The sequence below is a fragment of the Granulosicoccus antarcticus IMCC3135 genome, from assembly GCF_002215215.1.
GTDB classification, from domain to species: domain Bacteria; phylum Pseudomonadota; class Gammaproteobacteria; order Granulosicoccales; family Granulosicoccaceae; genus Granulosicoccus; species Granulosicoccus antarcticus.
On sequence record NZ_CP018632.1, the window covers coordinates 6,314,140 to 6,337,527 of the forward strand.

The window sequence follows — 23,388 nt, forward strand, 5'->3', positions numbered from 1 at the left end:
GGCTTGCGCTTTCTATACAGACTTGAGCAGGTGATATCGATGAGTTTGCCGATCAAATTCGACCAGTCGATAACCCTTTGCAAAAAGCTTTTGCATTTCCGAACGAACACGGAGACGTTCGGAAATCGCCTGCTCCAGATCTGTCTTGATCAGCTCGCCAAAATTGGCAGGGATGGTGATATACCTGAGCGCCTCTGAATGCCCGGCAGGCATGGCACTGCCGGTTCGCACACGCTCTGCGACCGCCGGATCGTCGAGCTGCCATTCAGCAACAAGCCTGTCCGAGGGAACACTGGCATTGATACCCAGCATCTCGCCATAATAGTTCTCATGGTAAATGCCAGCCGTTGCCCCCAGGTGTGTGATGTTGAGTGTGGCATTCACACTCAATAGTGGATCATAAGTCCAGCGAACCCGGGTGATCTTGCGCTCCAGACACCAGCTGCGCTGATACCACTTCAACTGTGCACCCAGCCCCATCCCCCGACACTCGGGATGTACTGCCAGTCGGTGAGAATGTTGTGTCGCGGGCGTCGCACTGGGGAATGCAAACAGGAATCCTGACAGACGCTCCCCCTGAAAGGCACCGGCAACCAGACCACCCTCATGCTGTATGGCAAGCATGATATCGGAGTTGTCGGCCGGATCATCCTCGCCCCACACCAATCTCTGAAAGTGTTCAGCCTGCTTGAGCTCAGCAACGGAGCGCAGCTCGCGAATGATCATGTCAGCACTGGCAGAACCCATAGTCACACTGTTTCCCGGTGCTGTGTCACCGTCTCGAGATAGTCGTAATTCAATGTCACACCGATACCTGCACCATTCGCAGGTACTGCCATCTGCCCATCGATCGCCTCCAGCGGCTCGTTGACGATATCGTGCAGAAAATAGCGACTGGCACTGGAAGTGTCGCCGGGCTTGGTGAAATTCTTGAGCGTTGCCAGGTGAATATTGTGCGCCCGACCAATGCCAGCCTCCAGCATGCCACCACACCAGACAGGCGCATCGAAGGCGGCACAGACATCATGAATGGCACGTGCCTCCATGAAGCCCCCCACCCTGCCCACCTTGATATTGATAACCCGGGCTGCACCTGCGACCAATGCCTGACGGGCATCCACCGCGGTGCGAATGCTTTCGTCCAGACAGATGGAAGTTCGCAGCAAGGCCTGGACCTTGGCATGATCGTGAATATCATCAAAGGCCAGTGGCTGCTCGATATAGTCGAGTGCAAAATCGTCCAGAGCCTGCATGATCGACAGATCTGACAGACCATAACCTGTATTGGCATCCACCGTCAATTTGATATCGGGATGCTGCTTGCGCACCGCTTCCACCAGTTTGACATCGTGACCTTGCCGTATCTTGAGCTTGGTGCGCTTGTAGCCTTGAGCCAGCGACTCATCAATCCGCTCCAGAGTCGTCTCGATGGAGGCTATGCCCAGACTGACACCGACATCCACATGATCTCCCACACCACCAAGAACGGTCTGTAAAGGTACATTCAGGCTTTTCGCCCACAAATCCCAAACGGCCATCTCCACCATGGCCTTGGCCATACGATTGCCACGCCAGGGAGACAGCACGGCTTGCAACTCATAAGGTGAACGGAATCGCTTGCCCACTATTTCAGGCAAAAGCACCTCTCGCAGGAAAGCCATGGCCCCGGCAATCGTCTCCTCCAGATAATCCGGAAAGGGATCCATGACACCTTCCGCAATACCATCCAGCCCCCCGCTCTTCAAGATCAGAAGAGGAATGGTCTTGCCGATCATGGTGCCGGTGGATATGACAAACGGCGTGATCAACGGCAAGCTGATGATGCGAAGCTCGGCAGACTCGATCCGTATCCCACCACTCATTTCATGCGGCGAGTGCGGTAAAGCATTGTGTTCAGACATCAGCGTATGAATTGTTCAACATAAACCTCAAGGGCATCAGGCTACAGCTCATTTTTCACAGAAGCCAGGTTCTGGAAAAGGAAACTGAGTTATCTGAAGGCTCGACAATACTGCAGCTTTTGATTCGCTATGACACGCACACAAACAATCCGCCACGAGTAATAGCGTAGAAGATACAGGAGCTGGATATTTTTGAGGGAGGTCAGCCAGATTGCTGACGTAGGGTAATGGTGGGGCGTGCTGGGTTCGAACCAGCGACCACCTGATTAAAAGTCAGATGCTCTACCAACTGAGCTAACGCCCCCGAATACCACTAACGGCCGGGTGACCGTGTCGACATGTCATTGCTGCTCGACTTGCCGAGCGCAAATTATAACGCATAAATATAGCTTGTGGGGTACTAAAGTCCTTCTCTATCCATTTTTTGTAGACGCTTTCTCGCTAATACTGCTGCAGAGCGCCCGGGATAGTCATCCTGCACACCCGTAAGGATGCTTCGAGCCTGTTCATACTCGCCTTGTTCGTACAGAGCGAAGCCGATTTTGAGACGTGCGTCAGGTACTTTGGTGCTGTTGGAGAAAGAATTGACGACGACTCCGAAATTTCGCAGCGCCTCTTCGAAGCTGCGCTGGGCGTACATGGCTTCACCCTGCCAGTACCAGGCATTGTCCGAGTAAGGGCCATCCGGAAACTTTTTCAGAAAATCGTCAAACGAGGCCACTGCACTATCATTCTGGCCACGGGCCAGCAAGTCATAGGCTCGGGTGTAACCTGCTTTTTCAGCCTGGGTTGCCGTATCGCGCAGTTTACCGCCGGGGGGGCGTGGTCCGTCGCCAAAATCAGCGTCATTCGAGTACGGAATGCTCACACCTTCTTCTGATACAAATACGCCAGCGGGCACCTCGGCACTAGTGGCAGCGGTTTCATCAAGCCCACCTGCCGTCTCGTCCAGCAAGCCACTACCTGCCAGCCCGCCTTCTCCACCCAGCAATCCCAGTGAGTCCTGAGCCTCTTCCAGATCAGTAATGCGTCGATCGGTATCGGCATACAGGTCGGAGTTGCGTTTGGTCAGGGTCTGGATATCGTAGTTCAGGTTTTCTATCTCGCCACGCAGACCGCGTATCTCCTTCTGCAGACCATCGATGCGTTGCAACTGATCCAGCAGCGATTGATCCATGACCCTCTCGATCCGTGCCAGCCTGCTATCCAGCTTGTCAAGCGTTGGCTTCTCCTGAGCCAGTACCGGCTTTGCAGCCAGCAGCAGACAGGTGCAAGCCAGTGCCAGCGCCTTCGTACAGAGACGGCGGGATGCCGGGCGAGCGGCACGCAACTGCAGCTGTTGTAATGGTTGGAAACTGGAAATATTCTTGTGATTCATCAGCGTGGCAGTCCTGCAACTTGATCTCGACATCAGCAAAACTTGCCGGGCATCTGGCCGGCAAGACGAAACACTCTTAATTCGGAATGGACACTTCGTAAATGACATTGACGCGTCGATTCTTGGCCCAGGCATCACTGTTGTGGCTGTCATCCACCGGCAACTCTTCACCATAGGACACCGTACGTGTCTGGGCAGAACTCACACCTTGCAACTGCAGCATGCGGGCAACCGTCTTGGCTCGATCTTCACCCAGTGCAATATTGTATTCACGGGAACCGCGCTCATCGGTATGACCTTCCAGACGTATGCGCCCTTCAGGGTTCTGTGCCAGAAAGCGACCGTGCTGCGCCACGATATCGAGAAACTCAGGCCGCAGCTCTGACGTATCGTAGTCAAAATAGATGACGCGCTCCAGCGGCGCCTTGCCGGCTATGGAGTTGGGATCGATTTCTGATCCATCCTGCAAGCCATCAATGGTGACCGGTTGCACAATGGCTTCTCTGGTACTGGCGTCCAGTAGCGCCGAATTATCGCGCGCAGGGGTGGAACCGCAGGCACTCAGCGACAAGGCGGCGAGAACAGTGAAAATGAGTTGAGTTCTGGACATGGATAAGACTCTCGGTTATCTCTGATTACTTGGAATAGGGGGACCAGGCAGGCTCTCGCACTGAACCACCATCATTCAGCGACAGGCTTTGCACAACACTGCCATCAAGTGACACGGCACCCAGTGTGCCTCTGCCATTTTTCTCGGTAGCGTAGATGATCATCTGCCCGTTGGGCGAAAAGCTCGGCGACTCATCCAGTGTCCCCTGTGTCAGAGTCTGAAACAGACCTGAGGCACGATCCAGCAGTCCGATCTGGAAACCAGCTCCAGCGCCATGCACGAATGCCACCGACGAGCCATCAGGCGATACGGTGGCGCTGGCGTTGTACTTACCTTCAAACGTGATGCGATTGGCTCGACCGCCGCGGGCAGAGACTTCGTACAGTTGCGGTCCACCACTTCGATCGGAGGTAAATATCAATGTTTCATCGTCGCGCCAGACCGCTTCAGTGTCAATCGCATCACTATCGGTTACACGACGAAACTCGCCTGAGTCGATTTGCAGTACGTAGATATCGGCATTGCCTTCAAAAGACAGCGTTACCGCAAGCCGTTCACCATCAGGCGACCAGCTGGGGGCGCCATTGATGCCGGTACGCGGAGGCATTTTGATCCGACTGCCCTTTTCACGATCCTGAATATAGATGGCAGACTGGGTGCGATTCTCGAAGGATACGTAGGCGATGCGAATACCATCGGGTGCCCAGGCAGGCGAAAGAATCGGTCGAGGCGAGTCCAGCATGGTTTGTGGGTTCTCTCCATCAGCGTCGGCCAGTTGCAACAGATACCTGCGATCTCCATCGCCAACGCTACCAGAGACAGAAACAAACGAGATCTGGGTGTTGAATGCGCCGGGTATGCCCAGAATTTCTTCGTAGACTTCGTCTGAAATCTGGTGTGCCGCACTGCGCAGCGTCTGGTCTGTCACCTGAAAATTGAAGCCGGTCATCAGTGACTGCTGCAGAACATCATAGAGCTGAAATTCAACGACATAGCCGTCACCCGCAGGTCGAATACCACCGATAAGCAGGAAATCTGCACCTGACAGGCGCCAGTTGGCATATCGCGGTACATCACCGCTAACCGGCTTGGCGACCAGATCATCTCGATTCAGAGGCGCAAAATTGCCACTTCGATGCAGATCTGCATCGACAATGGCGGCCACATCCTCGGGAACTTCACCCGTGCCGGACCAGCCGAATGGCACGATGGCAATGGGGATGGCGTTTTCACCGCCCTGGGTGATTTCGATTTCAATAACGGCCTGTGCTGGCGCTACCAGGACACTGGACAGCAACAGGGCCGCCAGGGCACCTGACGCCAGAGGCCGAGCGGCACTCAGCCTCTTGACCCCACAAACCTTTCGACAGAGCCTGCTTGCGAGGCCCGCAACCGGACGCAGCAAGACGCCCGAGGCTGGCTTGAGAGCCAGAGTTCGGATCATCGACAGAAATTCGCTCATACGCGCTTTGTAATACAAATCTTTAGTGTCCAAGGTTTGCAAGTCAGTGGGATCCTAAACTATCGCTCAGTTTAATAGAGTCAAGCTTAGACCAATCGGTAATTAACCCCAAAAGGTATTCCACCGCCAGCGGATCGTCAAACTGCGTTACAAAGCAATCAATCCGGCCGAAAATAGAATTTCAAACTCCGATCAAACAGCTTGGAGTCGGGGGCTCTAGGCAAAGGTGAGGACGCAAGTACCGCGTTTTCAACAGATTTACGCAAAGCGGCACTCCCTCCTTCACAAGTCTCAACTTTAACGTTGAGCACATCACCAGTCACCGACTGCGTCACGCTGACGGTGCAATCCACCTTGCCACTGGTGCCGGGAGGCTTGCGCCAACTACGTCCGACTTGTTGCCGGATTGAATTAAGATAGAGGTCGCGCAAACGCAAAAGTTCCTGTCGCTCTTGTCGTGCCTGCTTTGCATTCTCAGCCGTGGCAGCCTCCGCCAGTCGGGCTGCCTCTTCGGCCTGACGGGCCTCTTCAGCGGCAAGTGCCGCAGCTTTCGCAGCCGCGGCTTTCTCTGCCGCAGCCACTCGTTCTTGTTCCTTTTTGCGCGCCGCTTCCGCAGCCTTGGCCTCTTCGGCCTTGCGCGCCTCTTCGGCAATCCGGGCGGTTTCAGCTTCTTCAGCCTTACGTGCTTCTTCAGCAACCCGGGCAGTCTCGGCCTCTTCAGCCTGCCGTGCTTCTTCAGCAACCCGAGCAGTCTCAGCCTCTTCAGCCTGCCGTGCTTCCTCAGCAACCCGAGCAGTCTCAGCCTCTTCGACAGCCTTCTGCTGCTGTGCCTCTTCTTCCTGCAGTTTCTGCTCGGCGATTCGCACCGCTTGTGCAGCCTCTTCTGCCAGACGTTCCTCTTCCAGCTTGGCGGCAGCCAGTTCTTCCTCGATTCGCGCCTTTTCAGCGGCAGCCTCTTTTTGCTCCTGCTCGGCAGCGGCACGCTTTTCTTCTTCCAGTGCGTCGACACGCTCCTGCTCAACGCGCTCGCGCTCAAGCTGCGCATCACGGCTTGCCTGCAGCGCTTCCTGGCGCTCTTGCTCAGCCAGTCTTGCTTCTTCTTCCAGTCGGGCCTTTTGCTGCTCTGCCAGCTTCGCCTCTTCTTCGAGACGTACCTTTTCTTCAGCTGCTTCTGTTTTTTGTGCCGCCGCGATACGAGCCTCTTCCTGCAATTGCCGCGTGCGCTCCTCGGCTTCGCGCTGCACCTGTGAAAGCCGATCACGCTCTTCATCGGTTTTCAATCGGGCTTCATCGATTCGCCTGGTTTCCTGCTCCAACTGGCGCTGAGCGGCACTGATACGCTCCTCTTCACGCAGACGTTCCTGGCGCAAACGTTCCAGCGTTATCTCTCGCTCCAGAACCTGTCGCTCGGTCAGGCTTGCTTCCTGTTGTCGTAACGTTTCAAGCTCGGCCTGTTCGGTTGCTGCACGTTCGCGCTGTAGCTCGCGTTGCTGCTCCAGCTCGGTGGCCTGTTGCTGCAGATCCACAATGCGCTGCTTTTGATCTTCCGATGCGCTGCGTTGTTGCTCAGTCAGCTCTTCAGCCTCCTTCAACCGAGCTTCTGCCGCAGAACGAGCCTGCTCCAGCGCCGCCACTGTGGACTCCAGGGCCTGCTGTTCGGCTATCGCATCCTGCGCTCGTTGTTCATCCAGCTGTTGTAAGCGTTCGACCTCAGCCTGAATGTCGGCCTCACTCACCGCCACAGCCTGAATCGGTGCCTCTGCACCCAGCTCCACACCGCTGCTCGCAGGCTGCTTGTTGAATTGGAACACCATGGCAACCACCAGCGATACGTGCAAGAGCACGGAGAGCAGGATAGCGAACGGATATTTTCGAATGAGTGCGAACACGATGCCTAGACCGAGCTGATCAGACGTGATGGCCGTTGCCCGAACCGGGCAGTAGCCTCAGACATGCCAGCGACGTGTGCATTCGCACCCGAACACCCTGCCTGGCGCGATGATGCCTGTGCACCAGTGCCATTGAGGATATTCGTCAGATGTGAGGGCCGCATAGTCATGTCGAATTGTAATTATCGCTCCGGGTCGGACATCAAACCAATCTCTGGCGCACCTGATAATTGCAGGGTTACCATCGCTTGCATGATCTGACCATAGTTTATGCTGGCGTCTCCCGCCACCAATACCCGTCTTTCAGGGTTGAGCCGCAACACGGCACTGGCCAATCGTTGCACCTCTTCACGAGTCAACGGCTTGTCCGTTTCCTCACCCACATTCAAATACCACTCACCGGAACTATCCACCGACAGAATCAGTGGCTCCTGTGCCTCACCGGCATCCGCAATAGGTGTTGCAGCAGCATCGGGCAGATCGATTTCGACACCGGTCTGCAACAGCGGCGCTGTAATCATGAAGATCACCAGCAATACCAGCATGACGTCTATATAGGGCACGACATTGATCTCGGCCACCATACGTCGTGGCCGTCGATTGGCGCGAATGGGCCGAATGGCTCGCATCAGCTGGTTTCCGTATCACCGCCAACCCGGCGGATGGCCTGACGTTGCAAGACCGTGGAGAATTCTTCGGCAAAGTTCTCGTAACGATTCAGCAGCCGATCAACATCGGTGGCAAAGCGGTTATAGAAAATGACCGCTGGAATCGCTGCGAACAAGCCAACGGCCGTTGCAATCAGCGCCTCGGCAATGCCGGGAGCGACCATCGCCAATGTTGCCTGCTGCACATTGCCCAGAGCAGTGAAGGAATTCATGATGCCCCAAACCGTACCAAAAAGACCAATATAGGGACTGATGGAACCCACGGTTGCCAGAAAAGGCAGATGATTTTCGATGAGTTCGGCTTCACGCGAGACGGCGATGCGCATGGCCCGACCTGAACCATCCATGATGATTTCATCATTGCTGGTCTTGCGACGCAAACGTCCGAACTCGGAAAAACCGGCCTCGAAAATACGCTCAAGCCCATCCAGCGTGCCGCGACGCATCGTCAGCTTGGAATAGGTACCGGAAATATCAGAGGAGCCCCAGAAATCCTGCTCGAAATCTTCAGCCATACGCTGAGCCCGGCGCAGTTGGCGTGATTTGCCCAGAATCAGTGCCCAGGAGAAGATGGATGCCATCGCCAGGATCACCAACACTACCTGCACGATCGGGCTTGCACCCAGGATCAGGTGCATGATGGACATGTCAGAATTCACGGTTGATAGCCTCTCGAATCTCGGTTGGAATCGCACAGGGTGTCATTTCGTCGATATCGACATACACCAGTACGACGGTAGATTTGGTTAGAAGGGTATCGCCTCGCAGAACTGACTGTTCCAGAATGGCACTAGCGGACTTCAAAGTTAACAATTTGGAGGTTACCGTCAGTTGGTCATTGAAACGTGCGGGCGACAGGTAGTCGATATTCACCGATCGCACGACGAACACCCTCCGTTGTTCGGCCTGCAACTGATCCAGCTCTATCCCACCCGCTCTGAGCCATTCAGTACGGGCGCGCTCCATAAAACGGAGGTAGTTGGCATAAAACACGATACCGCCGGCATCAGTGTCTTCGATATAAACCCGTATCGGGATGGAAAATTGAGACATGCGGAAGTATTACAGACAAATTCTAGAAAATACAGGCACTAAGGCGCATACAGCCATGAAATCACGGCATATTTGCTAATACGAGGCACCATCAAGTGTTAGTTCTAACGCTCAGCCCGCACCGTCAGCAGGTATTTGCAACCCGAAATGCTTGTAGGCATGCGGGGTTACAACTCGCCCACGTGGCGTTCGCATCAGCAGGCCTTGCTGGATCAGATACGGCTCCACCACCTCCTCAAGCGTACCGGTCTCCTCCGATAAAGCGGCCCCCAGGTTGTCGATACCTACCGGGCCGCCGGCAAACTTGTGAATAATGGCATTGAGCATGCGCCTGTCCATATTGTCCAGGCCCAGTGTGTCCACATTCAGCAGGTTGAGAGCTTGATCAGCGGTATCGGCGTTGATTTTACCCTCTGCACGGATATCCACGAAGTCACGCACCCGACGCAGCAGGCGATTGGCTATACGGGGAGTACCTCGCGCTCGACGGGCAATCTCGATGCAACCACGCTCATCGATGGGCACCTCCAGCAATCGGGCCGAACGGGCAACGATTCCAGCCAGATCGTCCACTTCATAGAATTCCAGTCGTTGAACAATTCCGAAGCGATCGCGCAACGGTGAGGTCAGCAAACCGGCGCGCGTGGTCGCTCCGACCAGCGTAAAAGGTGGCAGATCGATCTTGAAAGAGCGGGCGCTGACGCCCTCCCCGGTCATGATATCGATCTGGTAGTCCTCCATCGCGGGATAGAGCACCTCTTCCACCAGCGCGCTCATACGATGAATCTCATCGATGAACAGCACATCATTGGCTTCCAGATTGGTCAATATGGCGGCCAGATCACCAGGACGCTCCAATACCGGGCCGGAGGTATGCAGAATGCGCACATCCAGCTCGTTTGCAATGATATTGGCCAGCGTGGTCTTGCCTAGCCCTGGCGGGCCAAACACCAGCACATGATCCAGAGCCTCGCTGCGCATCTTTGCAGCCGCGATGAACAACTCCATCTGTTCTGTGACAGCTCGCTGCCCATGGTAATCGGCCAGCATCTTGGGGCGCATGGCCCGTTCCTGTGCATCCTCCTTTCGCACATCGGCCGCTAGCAGTCGTTCGGGGTCGGACATGGTGTCATGAGTTCCTGTAGTTATCGCTCTTTACGGATCTTCAAACGTGGCTGGCAGACTGTCCGGGAATAGCCTGATCCGTGTTGCGGATACGATCACTATCCAGCACTGTCACCTATCGGGCAGCGCCTCGCAATGCTGCACGTATCATCTGTTCGACACTCTGGCCTGCCTCAGCGTGCTTGTCGAGCAGACGTGTAGCCTCAGCTGGCTTGTAGCCCAGCGATACCAGCGCCTCTTCCGCCTGCTCCCGCGCACTGGGTTCATCATCCAGCGGCAAGCTACCGCTTGGCAGACTACCCATGCCCAGCCCCAGTGTCTCCACCTTGTCCTGCAATTCGATCAGCAGGCGCTCGGCCGTCTTCTTGCCGATACCCGGCACACGAGTAAGCGCGTTGATGTCCTTGGTCGCGATGCAACTCAGAAACTCATCGGTACTCAGACCTGACAGAATCGCCAGGGCGACCTTGGCACCCACACCGTTGACTTTCAACAGGGCGCGGAAAAGAACCCGCTCTGTGCGTGTGCCAAACCCGTACAGCAATTGTGCATCTTCGCGCACCACCAGGTGCGTGAACAAAGCGGTGGTATCGCCCAGTGGCGGCAAGGCATAGAAGGTAGACATGGGCGCATCTACTTCGTAGCCCACACCCTGCACATCAATGAGCAGTGAAGGTGGGTTCTTCTCAAGCAGAACCCCTGTCAACCGACCAATCATAATCTCAAGCCTCTTCCGCGCGTACGCTTTCTTTGTGGCAAAACGGTGCCTCCCGGCGCCTTGCGCGAATGGGCATGACAAATGGCAATAGCCAGACCATCGGCCGCATCAACCTGTACCTCAGGGATGATCTGCAACAAGGCTCTGACCATGATCTGTACTTGTTTCTTGTCGGCAGCGCCTGAGCCTGTTACCACTTTCTTGACCAGTCGCGGGGCGTATTCTGCCACCGTTAACTGACGCGATATCGCCGCGGTGATAGCCGCACCACGCGCCTGCCCCAACTTCAGCGCAGACATCGGATTATTGCTCAGGAAAACCTGTTCAATGGCCACTTCCTGCGGCTGCCACTCATTGATGATATCGCCCAGCGCTGCGTGAATATGGCCCAGGCGTTCGGGAAACGAGTCGCCTTTGACACGGATATGGCCGTGCGTCAGGTGAAAGCTGCGCGCCCCGTCGGACTCGATAATACCGTAACCGGTAATGACCGAGCCCGGATCAATGCCCATGACGCGGATAAGTCCGTTGGGACGCGAGGCTGTCACGAGTGAGCTTGTGTCAGTGCCATTAATTTTATTCGCCGTAGGATTCGCCAGGAATATCCGCGTTGGTAAAGACTGACTGCACATCATCGAGATCTTCGAGCACATCGATCAGTTTCAGCAATTTTTCGCCCTGCTCAACGTCCAGTTCCACATCGACCGAGGCCCGCATGGTGACTTCGGAATGCTCCGGCGACAAGTCGGCGGCGATCAAAGCCTCCTTGACGTCCATGAAGTTATCTTCTGTTGTCAGTACATCAATGGAACCATCATCATTGGTGATCACATCATCAGCTCCCGCTTCCAGAGCGGCTTCCATGATGGCATCTTCGTCAACGCCTTCCCCATAATTCAGCACACCTTGCTTTTCGAACAGGTAGGAGACTGAACCCTGAGCGCCCATGTTGCCGCCATACTTGGTGAAAGCGTGTTTCACCTCCGAGACCGTACGGTTACGGTTGTCCGTCATGGTATCGACCATGATGGCCACACCGTTCACGCCATATCCTTCGTAGCGATTTTCCTCGTAAGCCACATCATCCAGCTCGCCCGCGCCTTTCTTGATCGCGCGTTCGATGGTGTCCTTGGTCATGTTGCCGCTCAAGGCCTTATCCACTGCCAGACGCAGGCGCGGATTGGACGTCAAGTCAGAACCACCCATCCTCGCTGCGATATTGATTTCGCGGATGAATTTGGTGAACAATTTGCCACGCTTGGCGTCTTGCTTGCCCTTGCGATGCTGGATATTGGCCCATTTACTATGTCCGGCCATTTACTGCCTCTTGCTTGTCAGAAGTTGATGTATTGTCGCGCATTTGCTGCCCGGATGCCCAGTCAAGACACCACAAAGCCTGCTGCGCCATGAATGCCCGTTACTCTCGGAATCGGCCAAGAGTCAGAAAGCGTGCCACGTAGTCGGTACATTGACGAGAAAATATCAGGGTTGAATGCGATAACGGCAAACAGATTCTGTCGCTTGCATTATCTATCAGGGTTTCACTTTCACGTACCACGCCATCACTCTGTGTACCGACCGGATACAGTAGCGAGGTGATTCCCAGCTTGCCGTTGCCGGTGATGATACCCAGAGGACGACCTGCTGCAAAGCCCGGAGCCCCACCCAGCAACCCGCCTTCGATACTGCGGCCCAACAATCGTCGCAGTGCCGGTGAATTATTAACGCGACTGGCCACATAGCTTCCCCGAACTGGCGAACCGATCAGCACCACCTTGTTGACTGCCAGTTCCGGATATTCATGCAACAGATGCAGAATCACGATTCCGCCCAGGCTATGACCAACCAGATTGATGCTCTTGGCTCCCAGCACACCAATCTCATCATGCAGCTTGCGGGCGTTCTCTGCCGGGTTGCGCTTGAGAAAATTATAGCTGACCGAATGCGTGCGAAACCCACGGGCTTCAAGCATTCTGCCCATGACTCGCATCACCACACCATGCATCCAGATACCGTGTACCAGCACGGTAATCTGGCCGGGTAACGGCTCTGAACTGTTGCTTGTCAAACGTTTAACCCTCGGCCTTGAAAATAGCCTGCAAGGCTGCCCGATTTGAACAGGACGATACCTTGGCAATGGCCTCGACGATCGGTAACCAGCAATACTCGGAATGCTCGGACGAGTCCAGCACCACCTCACAGCGATCAGGCAACTGCACGCTGAACTCATGCTCCAGATTCTCCACCACACCCGGAGCATAGCGTCTGCGCCAGGCTGCCTGGATAGGATAAGTACGGCTGGTGCCGTGATCGTTGACCGGCACCACGATGCCGGTCTCCTCTGCCAGTTCGCGACTGGCAGCCAGAGCAGGTGTCTCACCCGGCTCCAGACTGCCCGTCACTGACTGCCAGAACCCTGCAGGGCTCTGGCGGCAGATCAGCAGCACCTCCAGTTGCAGGGTATAGACCACTACCAGCACGGACTCGGGCCGCTTGAACAGCGAACGTACCCGTGCCGTGCCGGAAGCTGTATCAGGCATCTGGCTGAACAGCACGAGCCCGGGCTCGCAGATGCAGATCTTTCATCTGTTGCTCTGAGACAGGGCTGGGTGCATTGGTCAGCAGACAGCTGGCACTCTGCGTTTTCGGGAAAGCCATGACGTCACGAATACTCTCGGCACCACACATCAGCATGACGAGACGATCGATTCCGAAAGCAACGCCACCGTGAGGTGGTGCACCGTACTTCAGAGCCTCGAGCAGGAAGCCGAACTTGTCGGTAGCTTCCTGTTCATCGATTCCCAGTACATCCAGAGCCTTTTGTTGCATCTCGGATGAGTGGATACGAATGGAACCGCCACCCACTTCGGAGCCGTTGAGGACCATGTCGTAGGCCCTTGACAATACCTTGCCCGGATCTTCATCCAGCTGGGTTTGCCACTCTTCAATGGACTCGGCACTAGGTGCTGTAAACGGATGATGCAGCGCATGCCAGCGCTTTTCGCGCTCGTCGAATTCGAACATCGGGAAGTCCACGACCCACAATGGCCGCCAGGCATCTTCGACCATGTCGAGTTTCTTGGCCACTTCGATGCGCAAGGCACCCAGTGCGGCTTCAACTACCGATGTCTTGTCAGCGCCAAAGAAGATCAGATCGCCATCTTGTGCCCCTGTGCGCTCGATGATCGCAGCCAGAACTTCGGCCGGGAAAAACTTGACGATGGGCGACTGCAAACCTTCAGGACCTTTGGCAATGTCATTGCACTTGATATACGCCAGACCTTTCGCACCATAACGACCCACGAATTCGGTGAAGCCATCAATTTCCTTGCGCGACAGCTTGTTGCCACCCGGTACACGCAAGCCCGCTACCCGGCCTTTAGGATTCTTGGCAGGCTCGGCAAACACCTTGAAATCCACGCCTTCCACCAGATCGGACAGTTCAGTCAGTACCAGAGGTATACGCAGATCCGGCTTGTCGGAACCGTACAGGTTCATGGCATCCGCATAGGTCATTTGTGGAAAATCGTTGCCACCACCCAGCTCCACATCCAGCACGTCCTTGAACAGGACTTTCATCATGTTTTCCATGGTGCTCATGATGGTCTTTTCATCGATGAAGGACATCTCGATATCCAGCTGCGTGAATTCTGGCTGACGATCTGCACGCAGATCCTCATCCCGGAAGCAGCGGGCAACCTGATAGTAACGATCGATGCCACCCATCATCAGCAACTGCTTGAACAGCTGTGGCGATTGCGGCAGTGCATAGAACTCACCCGGATGGTTACGGCTGGGCACCAGGTAGTCGCGAGCCCCTTCAGGGGTTGCACGCGTCAGCATGGGTGTTTCGACTTCAATAAAGCCGTCATCTTCCAGTGCATGACGCAGCTGGCGAACCACACGGGCACGCAGACGCAGGCGCTCCTGCATCTCGGGACGACGCATATCGATGTAACGGTAACGCAGGCGATTCTCTTCCGAGACATTGCTGTCATCGAGCTGGAACGGCGGTGTTGCCGCCCGATTCAGGATCTCCAGTTCGTAACCCAGCACTTCGATCTCGCCGGTTGTCATATCCGGATTGACGGTGCCTTCGGGTCGCAGGCGAACCTTGCCCGTAATCCGCAATACAAATTCGTTACGAACCTCCTCGGCAAAGGCAAACGTTTCGGCTCGATCCGGGTCGAAAACGACCTGAACCAGTCCGGTATGGTCTCGCAGATCAATGAAGATCACTCCACCGTGATCTCGACGACGGTGAACCCAACCGCAGAAAGTCACAGTCGAATCGAGTTGTTCTCGGGTAATAGCCCCACAGGGGTGAGTGCGCATGAAGACCTCAACGAGCAAAAGCGGCAATTGTAGATAGTTATCTGGCGCACGAACAGCGATAATCGATATCCTTTTTCATTCTTTATGGACTATTCATGCCTAAGTTTCACGTCTATGGCGTCGGCAACGCACTAGTGGACCTCGAATACGAGGTTCCAGACAGTCTTTTGTCCGAACTCAAGATCGACAAGGGCCTGATGACTCTCATAGAAGAAGAGCGCCATCATGAGCTGCTCGACAAACTAAGCACATATCAGTCCCGCCCCTGCGGTGGCGGCTCAGCAGCCAATACCATCACCGCTGCTGCCCAGTTGGGATCTGCCGCCTACTATTCCTGCAAGGTTGCGAATGATGTAACCGGCACCTACTTTCTGGACGATCTGAGCGCCAGCGGCGTGCAGACCAATCTGCAACGAGAGAACCTGGCTGCCGGCCATACCGGCAAGTGCATCGTCATGGTGACACCGGACGCCGAACGCAGCATGAATACATTTCTGGGCATCACCCGAGAGATCAGTGTCGCGGAGCTGGATGAGGCTGCCATCAAGGATTCCGAGTACGTCTACATCGAGGGCTACCTGGTCCCGGAAGTCAATGCGCGGGCCGCGGCCATCAAGGCACGAGAAATTGCTCGAGCCAATGGCGTCAAATGCTCCCTGACTCTGTCTGATGGAAACATGGTCAATTATTTCAAGGATGGCCTGAAGGAGATCATCGGCGACGGCCTGGACATGGTCTTCAGTAATGAAGATGAAGCCAGACTGATGTTCGATGTAACCTCTATCGAAGACTGCATCGAAGGCATGAAAAGCATCAGTCGGCAGTTTGCCATGACGCGCGGTCCCAAAGGCGCCATGATCTTTGACGGTGAGAAGCTCTATGACATCCCGGCCAAGAAGATCGAAGCTGTCGATACCAATGGTGCTGGTGATATCTATGCCGGAGCCTTTTTGCATGGTTTGACCCACGGCATGCGCTTTGCCGACTGTGGTGAACTGGCAGGCTATGCCGCTACAAAACTGGTCCAGCAGATGGGTGCGAGGCTGAGCGACGATCAGATGATCGAAGTCAGCAAACGTTTTGTTTAAGCTTCCCAGCATTCCGACGGGCGCGCCCGTCTCGCTGGCACTGATTGCACTCAACATTGCGTTGTATCTGGGCCAGATGGCCAGCGGCGGCAGCATGACGAATGCGGGCCTGTTGTACGGACCACTGGTGCAAGAAGGTCAGTGGTGGCGCTTGCTCACGTCCGGGTTTCTACACGGCAGCTTGCTGCACGTGGGATTCAATATGTACCTGCTTTACATGCTGGGACCGCAACTGGAACGCAGCTTCGGCAGCTTGCGCTTCTCTCTGATGTATCTCAGTTCCTTGGTCGGCGGCGCTCTGACGGTGATGCTGTTCGATTGGGATCAGGCCACCCTGGGCGCATCCGCTGCGGTACTGGGTCTGGCGGCGGTGATGGGGATTGCCCTGCACGAACGCGGCATGAAACCACAGCAGTCTCCCGTGTTCGGACTGGTAGTGCTGAACCTGGCCCTGCCATTATTGGTACCGGGCATCTCGTTCTGGGGTCACTTTGGCGGCGTACTGGCTGGCTTGCTGATCGGCTACCTGGTGATCTGGCTACCGGCTCGCTCACAGGGTGCATCGACCAGCAACACCGTATCGATCGGTGCAGCTGCCATCGTACTGTTGACGGCGCTAGCTATCATGGCTGCAAAACTGGGAGGCGTCTCGCTGGGTTAGAGGCCTGGCCGAGGAATTGCGCCCGCAGTAAATCAGTCTATTCTCGCCAGGCTCCGGGAGCCTGGCGAGAACCGGTTCGTTCTACCGACCTATCTGATCAGTGCTCGATGGCATTAATCAGGATTTTTTCGCGGCCTCATACAACGGCATGACTTTGGCAGCGTAATTGGTCAAGTCCTTGATGCGAGTATCGTTGGACGGATGCGTTGACAGAAACTCCGGACTACTTGAGCCGCCTGTCAGTTTTGCCATCTTCTCCCACACCGCAATCGCTGCCCGCGGATCGTAACCGGCACGCGCCATTAGTTCGACACCCATGCGATCCGACTCCGTTTCATGCAAGCGACTGTTAGGCAATCCCAGGGTTGTCTTGTAGACAAGATCTGCCAATGCCTGCGTCGTTGCACCGGCGCCCGTTGCCTGACTGAGAATACCCAGCACCAGAGATTTGTTAGCTTCTTCCGAGGCACGCTCTCTGGAATGTTCGCGCAATGCATGAGAAATTTCGTGCCCCATAATGGCCGCAATCTCTGCATCAGTGAGTTGCAATTTTTCAATGATGCCCGAATAGAAAGCGATTTTGCCACCCGGCATGGCCCAGGCATTGAGCTGGTCTGAATTGATAACGTTCACCTGCCAGTCCCAACTCTTCGCATCTTCGCGAAACACTCCGACGGTAGGAATAATGCGATTGGCAATTGCCTTGACTCGCTTGGTCATGGCAGCATTGGTGTTCAGAGTTCCTTCCTTGTTGGCCTCACCAATGACCTGCGCATAGGCAGTCACAGCACCCTGGTTCAGTTCGTCAGCCGAGACCAGCGTCGACATTCGCTGGGTGCGATCCAGACCGATGGCGCCCGGTTGTGTTGTCTGCACGCTGACGCAAGCAGACAGGATTGAGGATGTAACTATTACTAGAGGAACTAGGCTACGAAGTTGCATAGGTGTACTTTCTTTCCTGACTTGTTGATTCGAGTCTTCAAAACACATTATCACCACTAAGGGATCGTGAAATAATTAAGTAACAGTTTTCAGTTGGCCCTGGGGGACGCCCAGTCCGCCTGTCCGGCAAGGCGTGAGAAGGGCGAATAGCTTGCTATTCAACCGCCGAACAACGCGGCAGGGCAGGATGCAGGGACGACTGAAAATGATAGTTAATTGTTTCACGATCCCTAAGGTGACATAGCGCCCGGCTCTGGGTTAAACAATGTGCACTGAAATAGCACATCTTGGTCTTTAACAGAGCATAGCGGCAGTGTTACTCTTCGGCTAACCTCAAGGAGCACGGCACAATGGCCGACAAGCAAGCAGCAGTCAACGATGTGATTCTCAAGAGACAGGCATTGATCGAAACGATCATGGAAGCGTTGCCTCGCTCATTGGATGCCTCTCACAAGGAGCAATTGACGCAGTTTATTCCCGCCTACTTCGAGTACGTACCAAATGAGGAGTTGGCACAGATCAGTGCAGATGATCTGGCCGGTACGGCGCTAGCCCACTGGCAACTGGCTCGTAATCAAGGCGATGAAACACATAGCCATGCAGTCTATAACCCTACGTTCGACAAGCATGGCTGGCAATCGGCGCACACCATCATCCAGATAGTGGCGCGTGATCAATCCTGGCTGGTGTCCTCCATGCATGCCAATCTGGAACGTCTCGGGCACACCGTGCATCGCATCATTCACCCTATTTTAAGTGTAGAACGAACCGCAGAAGGCCAATGGCTTCGACTCACTGACACTGCACCAAAAGAGTCACTGATCCATATCGAGATCGATGCGATTACCGAAGAAGATCAACCCACCGTTCGCCAATCCATTGACGAGCTTTTCAAGACACTCGCCATTATCCGGCACGATTCTGCAGCCGTTAGAAGTCAGCTTGAGAGCATCGCTGATTCGGTAGAAAATACTGAGCAATCCGAGTTTGTTCGCTGGCTCGATGAGCGGCAGTTTGCCTGCCTGGGTTATGCGCAGCTGCAGCTTGGCGATGGCTTTACCGCATTGCACCATTCGACCGGCGTCGTCCATGGCAGCGAGCAACTGAGTGGCTGGAACACGGCAGATCTGATGCCCGATGGACTGGATGGCGAAAGCCTGGATACGGCATTTGCAGATAACGCGCCAGTGGTCTGCAAGGCAGGCCATGCCTCGCCCATCATTCGCAACGAACCGGCTGATCTGATCATGTACGCTCGACGCGATGCCAATGGCAAGCTGACGCATATAGATTGCATCGTCGGTCTGTTTATCACCGGTTTGCAGAACGAAGCTGTCAGTAGCATCCCCTGGATGCGTGAACGGGTTGAGCGAGTTATCAATGCCTCAGGCACGACTACCGAGTCTCATGATGGCAAAGCCATTGCCGCGACTCTGCGAGGGTTGCCACGCGCCATGCTCATGCAGACGCGCAGTAACGATCTATTGAGCATGGCCAGTGGCATTGTGGCTTTGCAGGAGCGCCAGCAGGTTCGGCTCTTCAACTCCACAGACTCTCTGGGCCGATTCAGTAACTGCCTGGTCTACATTCCGCGAGATGCTTACAGCCGCGATTTGCGCCTGACGATCGAGCAGATTCTGATCACTCATATTGACGGCATCAGCGCCGGATTCGACACGCGCTTCTCTTCAGAATCCGCACTGGCAAGACTGCATTTCATCATTCAGAAAAACCCTCCCTTCATACGTGATATCGATTGGGACTCCATAGAACAACGTATTCGTCAGGCCGCCATCACCTGGACTGATCGTCTGGAATCGACCTTGCGTGAGAATCACGATGAGGTCACGGCCATGCGCCTGCTGCGTCGTTATTGCACCGCTTTTCCTTCCAGTTATCGTGAAGACTATTCGGCACGAGCCGCTGCTGCAGATGTCGACTTCATCGAGCACAGCCTGCCCGAAGAGGCACCGGTCATGAGTTTCTACCGGCATATCGTGGCGGACAGTGGCACCATCAACTTCAAGCTGTTTGCCAAATACCAGCCGGTTTCTCTCTCTGATGTCATTCCCGTTATTGAAAACATGGGATTGCGGGTCGAGTCTGAACATCCATTCGAGGTTCGTGGGGCTAATGCTCCGCCAGTATGGATTCACGAATTCACCGTGCAGCAAACCAATCAGAACGTCAGTCAGGAAACGGACGATTCGGCTATCCGCATCCAGACCGCTTTCGATCATATCTGGCGTGGCGATGTCGAGAATGATGGCTTCAACCGTCTGATACTCGATGCCTCTCTCGAATGGCGTCAGGTCGTGATACTGCGAGCCTTGTGCAAATACCTGCTGCAGATCAATGTGCCCTTCTCGCAGGCTTATATGATCGACAGTCTTATTGCGAATGCGCCAATCACACGTCTGTTGGTTGAGCTGTTTGAAACACGCTTCAAGCCCGGCACCGATAGCGCACAGTCGCAGCAGATGACAGCATTGCTTGACAACATTGACGCCCAGCTGGACAGCATTGTGAGTCTGGACGAGGATCGCATACTGCGTGCTTACCGCAACGTCATTCTGGCGACATTGCGTACCAACTTCTATCGCACCGACGAGCAGGGTCAGCTGCGTGACTACCTGTCGTTCAAGCTGGATTCCAAGGCGGTGCCAGATTTGCCATTGCCTCGTCCAATGGTTGAGGTTTTTGTTTATTCGTCCAAGGTTGAAGGTATTCACCTGCGCGGTGGACCAGTTGCCCGTGGTGGTTTGCGTTGGTCTGATCGACGTGAGGATTACCGCACCGAAGTGCTGGGCCTGATGAAGGCACAAATGGTCAAGAACGCTGTCATCGTTCCGGTTGGCTCCAAGGGTGGCTTCTACGTCAAGGCAGCATTGCCGCCAGAGCGCGAAGCCATGATGGCAATCGTCATTGATTGCTACCGCACCTTCCTCAGCGGCTTGCTGGACATCACCGACAACCTTGACGGTGCGACGGTCATTCCCCCACCTGATGTGGTTCGATACGACAAGGACGACCCCTACCTGGTGGTTGCAGCCGACAAGGGTACGGCCACCTTCTCTGACTACGCTAACGAAGTTGCCATCAAGTATGGTTTCTGGCTGGGAGATGCCTTTGCATCTGGCGGCTCGGTCGGTTATGACCACAAGAAGATGGGCATTACCGCTCGCGGTGCCTGGGAGTCGGTAAAACGCCACTTCAGAAATCTGGCAATCAACACGCAGAAAGATGAATTCACAACGGTCGGTATCGGCGACATGGCCGGTGATGTTTTTGGTAACGGCATGCTGCTGTCACCGCATCTGAAGCTGGTCGCAGCATTCAACCATCAGCATATCTTCATTGATCCCAGCCCGAATGCGTCGCTCACTTTTGCCGAACGCCAACGTCTGTTCAACCTGCCCCGTTCAAGCTGGTCAGACTACGACAGCTCCCTGATTTCCGCCGGTGGCGGTATCTTCTCGCGACAGGCCAAGCAGATCGAACTCTCGCCCGAGGCCCAGCAGATACTGGGAACGGATCAGGCAAAACTGACTCCCACGGCACTCATTTCGGTTATTTTGCAAGCTCCAGTGGATCTGTTGTGGAACGGTGGCATCGGCACCTACGTCAAAGCCGCATCACAGACTCATGCCGACGCTGCTGACCGAGCCAATGATTCTCTGCGAATCAACGGCGCCCAACTGCGTGCAAAAGTAGTCGGTGAAGGCGGCAACCTTGGTTTCACACAACTTGGCCGTATCGAGTTTGCCCAGAACGGTGGACTCATCTATACCGATGCCATCGACAATTCGGCCGGCGTCGATTGTTCGGATCATGAAGTCAACATCAAGATTCTGGCGAACGCCATTGTTGCCGGTGACGACATGACGATCAAGCAACGCGATCAACTGCTGGAGTCGATGACGACTGATGTCGGGTTGCATGTGCTGCGTGACAATTATCTGCAAACTCAGTGTATCGATCTGTGCGTAGTAGACGGACCGGCAGCGCTGAATGAGCAATCACGCTTCATGCAGCATCTGGAATCCATCGGCCGTCTGGACCGCACCATCGAGTACCTGCCCGAAGCCGAAGAAATCGCGGACCGCATGGCCCATAATCGCGGCCTGGTCCGGCCCGAAATCGCAGTGCTGGTTTCGTACAGCAAGATGGTCATGTTTGACGATCTGATGGGCAGTAATTTTTCTGCTGATCCTTCACTTGAATCCGTGCTGATGGACTACTTCCCGCAGGCATTGACAAGCGGGTACCGCGAACAGATTCTGCAGCACCGTCTACGGCCCGAGATCATTGCCACTATCGTGACCAATGATGTGGTCAACCGACTCGGCCCCACCTTTACACTGCGCATGCGCCAGGAGCTCAACGCGACTGCCAGTGATGTTGGAGCGGCCTTTGTCATCGTCAAGCACATCTTTCGATTGCCTGAACTCTGGGCTTCCATCGAGGAGCTGGACAATCAGATTGATGCCATCGAGCAATACCGTATGCAGATATTGGTGCGTGGACTGGTCGAACGTGCCACTCACTGGCTGATCAGAACCCGTAAGACTGGCAGCAACATCCATGCTCTGGTAGAGCAGTTCCGATCCGGTCTGGATGAACTGATTGAAGCCATGCCTGATTGTCTGTCCGGTGTCGAGCAGGCAACTCTGGAACAACGTGTCAATCACTTCGTACAGGCTGGTGCGCCAACTGAGACGGCAACGGCTGTGGCACGTGTGGTACCGCTGTCTTCGGCAATGGATATCGTCGAGATTGCCCGTTCACTGAGCCAACCGGTCGCTGATGTAGCCTCGGTCTATTTTGCTCTGGGTCAGCACCTGGACCTCAGCTGGTTACGAGAACGCATTGGGGAACTGGTTGTCACTTCACACTGGCACAAGCTGGCAACGGCCGAACTACGTGGTGACCTGCATTATCAGCAACGTCATCTATGTGCCGAGGTTGTTGGTGTCACGGATGCCTCCCTGCCAGCCCTTGAACGCGTCAGCGGATGGGCAAACCAGCACGCAACGGCCATCTCCCAGTATCAATCATTGATGACTGAGCTCAAGGCAAACACATCCATCGACTTCGCCATGCTCTCTTTGGCAATCAACGAAGTTCATCGACTGCTGCGTTCTGACAGGCCACTTGCAGTACAGGCATAACGGACACAGGTTCAAGCAGGCTGCCCGGTAATACGACAGTGTCGCTTTACCGGGCATACTGCTACCTTATAATCAACGTCCCTTAGCCTGACAGGAGCATTAGCGCTTGCCCATTGAAAATCTCATCCTGATGTTGCTGATCGGCATCATATTCGGTTCAATCGCTGGGGTTCTATTGCGCAGTCGAGGCATGGTGTTCATCGTGAATATGCTGCTGGGTATCCTTGGAGCCTCACTGGGTGCCTTCTTTCCCGTCATTGTCGGACAATCACTGTCTGTTGATGTGGGTGGTGCGGACTACCTGATTCGTGCCCTGTTCGGCGCTTTCATGCTGGTTCTGATTGCCAGCTTGTTCCGTTCAGCCAAGCCTCGCAATTTCGAATAAGC

The 23,388-nt window shown here is 55.0% G+C and carries 22 protein-coding genes and 1 tRNA gene; 4 read left to right on the forward strand and 19 right to left on the reverse strand.

Going from position 1 to position 23,388, the window contains the following annotated elements:
* Positions 1-12 precede the first annotated feature (12 nt).
* From IMCC3135_RS27245 to aspS, 18 genes are all read right to left on the reverse strand, one after another.
* On the reverse strand, positions 13-747 hold the full coding sequence (locus tag IMCC3135_RS27245) for a GNAT family N-acetyltransferase (RefSeq protein WP_088920463.1): 735 nt from the start codon (positions 745-747) through the stop codon (positions 13-15).
* A gap of 2 nt (positions 748-749) precedes the next feature.
* The gene (menC, locus tag IMCC3135_RS27250) at positions 750-1,901 is read right to left on the reverse strand and encodes an o-succinylbenzoate synthase (RefSeq protein ID WP_088920464.1); all 1,152 of its coding nucleotides are present in this window, start codon (positions 1,899-1,901) and stop codon (positions 750-752) included.
* Positions 1,902-2,129: 228 nt separating this feature from the next.
* A tRNA-Lys gene (locus IMCC3135_RS27255) sits at positions 2,130-2,205 on the reverse strand.
* 96 nt (positions 2,206-2,301) lie between these two features.
* Positions 2,302-3,279 (reverse strand): tol-pal system protein YbgF, encoded by a 978-nt coding sequence (gene ybgF, locus IMCC3135_RS27260; RefSeq protein ID WP_169727533.1) that lies wholly within the window; start codon positions 3,277-3,279, stop codon positions 2,302-2,304.
* A 76-nt stretch (positions 3,280-3,355) separates the two neighbouring features.
* A complete protein-coding gene (pal, locus tag IMCC3135_RS27265) occupies positions 3,356-3,889 on the reverse strand; it encodes a peptidoglycan-associated lipoprotein Pal (protein WP_088920466.1) in 534 nt (177 codons plus the stop codon).
* Between the two features lie 25 nt (positions 3,890-3,914).
* On the reverse strand, positions 3,915-5,384 hold the full coding sequence (gene tolB, locus IMCC3135_RS27270) for a Tol-Pal system beta propeller repeat protein TolB (RefSeq protein WP_236994673.1): 1,470 nt from the start codon (positions 5,382-5,384) through the stop codon (positions 3,915-3,917).
* Between the two features lie 125 nt (positions 5,385-5,509).
* A complete protein-coding gene (gene tolA, locus IMCC3135_RS27275) occupies positions 5,510-7,240 on the reverse strand; it encodes a cell envelope integrity protein TolA (protein WP_088920467.1) in 1,731 nt (576 codons plus the stop codon).
* A 5-nt stretch (positions 7,241-7,245) separates the two neighbouring features.
* Positions 7,246-7,410, reverse strand: coding sequence for a hypothetical protein (locus IMCC3135_RS34325; protein ID WP_157736303.1), 165 nt, complete (start codon positions 7,408-7,410; stop codon positions 7,246-7,248).
* A 12-nt stretch (positions 7,411-7,422) separates the two neighbouring features.
* Entirely contained in the window at positions 7,423-7,869 is a 447-nt protein-coding gene (gene tolR, locus IMCC3135_RS27280; RefSeq protein ID WP_088920468.1) for a protein TolR, read from the reverse strand.
* Complete coding sequence (tolQ, locus tag IMCC3135_RS27285; RefSeq protein ID WP_088920469.1) at positions 7,869-8,567, reverse strand: protein TolQ; 699 nt, start codon at positions 8,565-8,567, stop codon at positions 7,869-7,871. Before tolQ ends, tolR begins: the two co-directional genes overlap by 1 nt.
* Positions 8,557-8,961 (reverse strand): tol-pal system-associated acyl-CoA thioesterase, encoded by a 405-nt coding sequence (ybgC, locus tag IMCC3135_RS27290; protein ID WP_088920470.1) that lies wholly within the window; start codon positions 8,959-8,961, stop codon positions 8,557-8,559. The genes tolQ and ybgC overlap by 11 nt, the downstream gene beginning before the upstream one ends.
* 111 nt (positions 8,962-9,072) lie before the next feature.
* Complete coding sequence (gene ruvB, locus IMCC3135_RS27295; RefSeq protein WP_088920471.1) at positions 9,073-10,086, reverse strand: Holliday junction branch migration DNA helicase RuvB; 1,014 nt, start codon at positions 10,084-10,086, stop codon at positions 9,073-9,075.
* 115 nt (positions 10,087-10,201) lie between these two features.
* On the reverse strand, positions 10,202-10,804 hold the full coding sequence (gene ruvA / locus IMCC3135_RS27300) for a Holliday junction branch migration protein RuvA (RefSeq protein ID WP_088920472.1): 603 nt from the start codon (positions 10,802-10,804) through the stop codon (positions 10,202-10,204).
* Positions 10,801-11,316 carry a crossover junction endodeoxyribonuclease RuvC gene (ruvC, locus tag IMCC3135_RS27305; RefSeq protein ID WP_088920473.1) on the reverse strand — a complete coding sequence of 172 codons (516 nt, stop codon included), beginning with the start codon at positions 11,314-11,316 and terminating at the stop codon, positions 10,801-10,803. The genes ruvA and ruvC overlap by 4 nt, the downstream gene beginning before the upstream one ends.
* Positions 11,317-11,380: 64 nt before the next feature.
* Complete coding sequence (locus IMCC3135_RS27310) at positions 11,381-12,121, reverse strand: YebC/PmpR family DNA-binding transcriptional regulator (protein ID WP_088920474.1); 741 nt, start codon at positions 12,119-12,121, stop codon at positions 11,381-11,383.
* A gap of 100 nt (positions 12,122-12,221) precedes the next feature.
* Complete coding sequence (locus IMCC3135_RS27315) at positions 12,222-12,872, reverse strand: esterase/lipase family protein (RefSeq protein ID WP_088920475.1); 651 nt, start codon at positions 12,870-12,872, stop codon at positions 12,222-12,224.
* 4 nt (positions 12,873-12,876) lie between these two features.
* Positions 12,877-13,344, reverse strand: coding sequence for a dihydroneopterin triphosphate diphosphatase (gene nudB / locus IMCC3135_RS27320; RefSeq protein WP_088920476.1), 468 nt, complete (start codon positions 13,342-13,344; stop codon positions 12,877-12,879).
* Positions 13,337-15,139: an aspartate--tRNA ligase gene (aspS, locus tag IMCC3135_RS27325; RefSeq protein ID WP_088920477.1), complete on the reverse strand. Its 1,803-nt coding sequence runs from the start codon at positions 15,137-15,139 to the stop codon at positions 13,337-13,339. Before aspS ends, nudB begins: the two co-directional genes overlap by 8 nt.
* A 95-nt stretch (positions 15,140-15,234) precedes the next feature.
* On the opposite strand from aspS, the gene IMCC3135_RS27330 reads away from it, so the two are divergent.
* Together IMCC3135_RS27330 and IMCC3135_RS27335 are read left to right on the forward strand one after the other, a co-directional pair.
* On the forward strand, positions 15,235-16,227 hold the full coding sequence (locus IMCC3135_RS27330; protein WP_088920478.1) for an adenosine kinase: 993 nt from the start codon (positions 15,235-15,237) through the stop codon (positions 16,225-16,227).
* Positions 16,220-16,888 carry a rhomboid family intramembrane serine protease gene (locus IMCC3135_RS27335; protein ID WP_088920479.1) on the forward strand — a complete coding sequence of 223 codons (669 nt, stop codon included), beginning with the start codon at positions 16,220-16,222 and terminating at the stop codon, positions 16,886-16,888. The genes IMCC3135_RS27330 and IMCC3135_RS27335 overlap by 8 nt, the downstream gene beginning before the upstream one ends.
* Before the next feature lie 117 nt (positions 16,889-17,005).
* On the opposite strand, the gene IMCC3135_RS27340 is transcribed toward IMCC3135_RS27335, so the two are convergent.
* Positions 17,006-17,764 carry a M48 family metallopeptidase gene (locus IMCC3135_RS27340; RefSeq protein WP_236994674.1) on the reverse strand — a complete coding sequence of 253 codons (759 nt, stop codon included), beginning with the start codon at positions 17,762-17,764 and terminating at the stop codon, positions 17,006-17,008.
* Between the two features lie 416 nt (positions 17,765-18,180).
* Here IMCC3135_RS27340 and IMCC3135_RS27345 point away from each other — a divergent pair, with 416 nt between their 5' ends.
* On the forward strand, positions 18,181-23,001 hold the full coding sequence (locus tag IMCC3135_RS27345) for an NAD-glutamate dehydrogenase (RefSeq protein ID WP_088920481.1): 4,821 nt from the start codon (positions 18,181-18,183) through the stop codon (positions 22,999-23,001).
* Positions 23,002-23,107: 106 nt separating this feature from the next.
* Positions 23,108-23,386, forward strand: coding sequence for a GlsB/YeaQ/YmgE family stress response membrane protein (locus tag IMCC3135_RS27350; RefSeq protein WP_157736304.1), 279 nt, complete (start codon positions 23,108-23,110; stop codon positions 23,384-23,386).
* Positions 23,387-23,388: the final 2 nt, after the last annotated feature.

Excerpts from the sequence above, each read along its gene's own strand:
- IMCC3135_RS27245 (WP_088920463.1), bottom strand. The coding sequence starts at position 747 with ATGGGTTCTGCCAGTGCTGACATGATCATTCGCGAGCTGCGCTCCGTT.
- menC (WP_088920464.1), bottom strand. The coding sequence starts at position 1,901 with ATGTCTGAACACAATGCTTTACCGCACTCGCCGCATGAAATGAGTGGT.
- ybgF (WP_169727533.1), bottom strand. The coding sequence starts at position 3,279 with ATGAATCACAAGAATATTTCCAGTTTCCAACCATTACAACAGCTGCAG.
- pal (WP_088920466.1), bottom strand. The coding sequence starts at position 3,889 with ATGTCCAGAACTCAACTCATTTTCACTGTTCTCGCCGCCTTGTCGCTG.
- IMCC3135_RS34325 (WP_157736303.1), bottom strand. The coding sequence starts at position 7,410 with ATGACTATGCGGCCCTCACATCTGACGAATATCCTCAATGGCACTGGT.
- tolR (WP_088920468.1), bottom strand. The coding sequence starts at position 7,869 with ATGCGAGCCATTCGGCCCATTCGCGCCAATCGACGGCCACGACGTATG.
- ybgC (WP_088920470.1), bottom strand. The coding sequence starts at position 8,961 with ATGTCTCAATTTTCCATCCCGATACGGGTTTATATCGAAGACACTGAT.
- ruvB (WP_088920471.1), bottom strand. The coding sequence starts at position 10,086 with ATGTCCGACCCCGAACGACTGCTAGCGGCCGATGTGCGAAAGGAGGAT.
- ruvA (WP_088920472.1), bottom strand. The coding sequence starts at position 10,804 with ATGATTGGTCGGTTGACAGGGGTTCTGCTTGAGAAGAACCCACCTTCA.
- ruvC (WP_088920473.1), bottom strand. The coding sequence starts at position 11,316 with ATGGGCATTGATCCGGGCTCGGTCATTACCGGTTACGGTATTATCGAG.
- IMCC3135_RS27310 (WP_088920474.1), bottom strand. The coding sequence starts at position 12,121 with ATGGCCGGACATAGTAAATGGGCCAATATCCAGCATCGCAAGGGCAAG.
- nudB (WP_088920476.1), bottom strand. The coding sequence starts at position 13,344 with ATGCCTGATACAGCTTCCGGCACGGCACGGGTACGTTCGCTGTTCAAG.
- aspS (WP_088920477.1), bottom strand. The coding sequence starts at position 15,139 with ATGCGCACTCACCCCTGTGGGGCTATTACCCGAGAACAACTCGATTCG.
- IMCC3135_RS27330 (WP_088920478.1), top strand. The coding sequence starts at position 15,235 with ATGCCTAAGTTTCACGTCTATGGCGTCGGCAACGCACTAGTGGACCTC.
- IMCC3135_RS27345 (WP_088920481.1), top strand. The coding sequence starts at position 18,181 with ATGGCCGACAAGCAAGCAGCAGTCAACGATGTGATTCTCAAGAGACAG.